This window comes from Microcystis sp. M49636_WE2 (assembly GCF_030065375.1).
Classification (GTDB): Bacteria; Cyanobacteriota; Cyanobacteriia; order Cyanobacteriales; family Microcystaceae; genus Microcystis; species Microcystis aeruginosa_C.
The window spans coordinates 1-2,543 of record NZ_JASJFG010000040.1 but is presented as its reverse complement, the minus strand read 5'-3'; the positions used below and the strand labels follow the sequence as shown (position 1 = coordinate 2,543).

Below are 2,543 nucleotides of genomic sequence, written 5' to 3'. Positions count from 1 at the left end.
TTGGAGGGATCGGGGGTAAAATTCAGGTACTTTTTCCCTGAAAATTAGGTAACTGACTACCTCAAAATCGGTAAAACCCTACACCCCACACCCCACACCCCACACCCTGCCCCCACGAAAAACTTTTTCAGCAGCCCCTAATTAGATTAAGACCACAAGAAACCGTCCCTAAACCCGTCCCTGTTCCGCCATTTGGATTCGTACCCGTCCATACGGCCTGGTTCGCACCCAACGAGGCACTGCTTCCCGTCTCGTCACTATAAATCGGGTTCTGAATGGAACCATCCCACAGGTCGTCGTAAGAATCAGCGACACGAAGACCCGACACCAAATAAATCGGTACGCCAGTAACACCGCTTGGGGATGGATCGGTACTCGTGTTGGTGAGTGCGTTAGTAGAGAAAGTGGAAACGATCGCCGTCCAAGTCGTTCCCAACGCTGTCAGCGCGCTACTCTGGTTAGCTTGAGTGGTAACGAAAGTATTATAATCGTCAATATTCGTCGATGTAGCATCTCTTGTGCCGGAGGTAGTAAACACCAAGCGATACTGATTACCAAGACTAAGACCAGAAGGAATCAGTTGAAAAGCTTCTGCAATGCCAGAGATGCCCAGATTCGCAAAGGCAACCCCAGATAAAATGCCCATAATCGTTAGTTTCATCTAAAATCAAGCTCTTTGAGCGTTGTAAGGATTATGCAAGTTTTGGAACCAAGTAAATTCCAGAAAAACCGTACCCCCCCCCGCACATTTGTCAAGTCTTTTAAATAATTCTTAATATTTCTTTCCGTTTTGCTCTCTGGCTCTCGTCCGGCTTTTCGACAGAATCGCTAAAATGATCAGGGGTGTTTTAGAGGTAAGTCTATGAGTGAACCGGTAACTCTTGAGGATATTTACCAGCTATTCCGCGCTTCCACCGAGGAATATGATCGCCGGGCTGAGGAATATGATCGCCGGGCTGCCCAATCCAAGGCGGAATATGATCGCCGGGCTGCCCAATCCAAGGCGGAATATGATCGCCTGGTTGCCGAATCCAAGGCGGAATATGATCGCCATAGAGTCGAAATAGAGAACCTCCTGGCCGAATCTAAGCTAGAAAGCGATCGCTCGATGGCAGAACTGAAACGGACGGTTGAACGAACCAGCAAAGCGGTAGATAGTCTCACCACTCGCTGGGGTCGATTTGTGGAAGAATTAGTAGAACCGGCGGTTTTACGGCTTTTTCAGGAAAAAGGCATCGATATTAAAGAAGTTTATCCCCGCGCTAGAGTCAAGCGTCAGGGCATCGCCATGGAAATTGATATTCTAGCGGTAGATGATACCGATCTCGTGGTGGTGGAATGTAAATCTAGATTATCTAAAGATGATGTGGATGAATTTATTGAAAAATTGACCCGTTTTAAAATCGCTTTTCCCCATTATCAAAACTATCAAGCTTACGGTGCGGTGGCGGGAATTGAAATCAACCAGGGGATCGATCGATACGCTTATAAAAAAGGTCTATTTGTGATTAAACCCTCCGGGGATACGGTGGTCATTATTAATGATGCCGACTTTCAACCGAATACTTGGTAATTTCCCTAGTCAAAACAATCGCTATGGTTAACCTTTCCTACAATAAAAATCGCCTTCTTCCCAGTGCCGAAGAATTACCCTGTTCTGACGAAACAGCCGTGGATAACCAGTTACAGAACGATATTCCCAATCTATTACTCAGTTTACTAGCATTTATTTGGGCGGAGCGGGATGATTGGTATTTTGGTGTCGATATGGGAGTTTATTACAATCCCGACGAACCGGCAATCATACCGGATGGATTTTTAGCCATTGGAGTCAAACACGATACCGGAGAAAGGGGAAGATTAAGCTATGTTCTCTGGGAAGAAGCTTATATTATGCCGATATTGGCCCTGGAAGTGATTTCCGAGAAATATAACGGGGAATATGAGGGAAAGTTAGCGGATTATCAAACCCTAGGCGTTCTCTACTATGCAATTTATAATCCCTTGAGCGGTAGAAGGGGAAGGTTTAAAAATAGAGAGAGATTAGAGGTTTATAAGCTGATAGCGGGGAAATACGAGCTTTTAGAGCCTGAAAATAATCGGGTATGGTTGCCAGAAATCGGGTTAGCCTTGGGATATGAGCAGGGAGAACATATCGCTTGGGTGCGAGAATGGCTGTATTGGTATGATCGATCGGGAAATCGCTATTTAACCGCAGAGGAAAGGGCGAGGGCAGCAGCGGCAATGGCCGAGCAAGCAAGTTTGATCGCCGAGCAAGAACGTTTGAATGCCCAGCAAGAACGTTTAGCCAAACAGGAAGCGGAACAAAAAGCCCAACGACTAGCGGAAAGACTAAGAGCGCTGGGGATCAATCCGGATGAAGTTTAGGGGTGGGGTTCCTCGGCAATTTTAGGGGATTAATCGCGTAATAATTCCGGTTCGGTTAATTCGTCGGTCATTTCCATCAAGGCCCGTTGGACGGGTTTAATCATCGGGTCATCGATATTTTCTACGGTATCGTAGCGGACGCGTTTGGCCCGTCT

4 protein-coding genes are annotated in these 2,543 nt (G+C 46.5%); 2 read left to right on the top strand and 2 right to left on the bottom strand.

Annotated elements, in window-relative coordinates; genetic code table 11:
- Positions 1–127: 127 nt before the first annotated feature.
- The gene (locus PX484_RS00785; RefSeq protein ID WP_287669272.1) at positions 128–661 is read right to left on the bottom strand and encodes a hypothetical protein; all 534 of its coding nucleotides are present in this window, start codon (positions 659–661) and stop codon (positions 128–130) included.
- A 201-nt stretch (positions 662–862) separates the two neighbouring features.
- On the opposite strand from PX484_RS00785, the gene PX484_RS00780 reads away from it, so the two are divergent.
- Both PX484_RS00780 and PX484_RS00775 read left to right on the top strand, forming a co-directional pair.
- Positions 863–1,573, top strand: coding sequence for a DUF3782 domain-containing protein (locus PX484_RS00780; RefSeq protein ID WP_288102663.1), 711 nt, complete (start codon positions 863–865; stop codon positions 1,571–1,573).
- Between the two features lie 23 nt (positions 1,574–1,596).
- Positions 1,597–2,388 carry a Uma2 family endonuclease gene (locus PX484_RS00775; protein ID WP_288102662.1) on the top strand — a complete coding sequence of 264 codons (792 nt, stop codon included), beginning with the start codon at positions 1,597–1,599 and terminating at the stop codon, positions 2,386–2,388.
- Between the two features lie 29 nt (positions 2,389–2,417).
- Here the strand turns inward: PX484_RS00775 and PX484_RS25580 are convergent.
- Positions 2,418–2,543 (bottom strand): DNA-directed RNA polymerase subunit omega (locus tag PX484_RS25580; protein WP_502882684.1); only part of this gene is annotated, 126 nt, incomplete at its 5' end.

Excerpts from the sequence above, each read along its gene's own strand:
- PX484_RS00775 (WP_288102662.1), top strand. The coding sequence starts at position 1,597 with ATGGTTAACCTTTCCTACAATAAAAATCGCCTTCTTCCCAGTGCCGAA.
- PX484_RS00780 (WP_288102663.1), top strand. The coding sequence starts at position 863 with ATGAGTGAACCGGTAACTCTTGAGGATATTTACCAGCTATTCCGCGCT.
- PX484_RS00785 (WP_287669272.1), bottom strand. The coding sequence starts at position 661 with ATGAAACTAACGATTATGGGCATTTTATCTGGGGTTGCCTTTGCGAAT.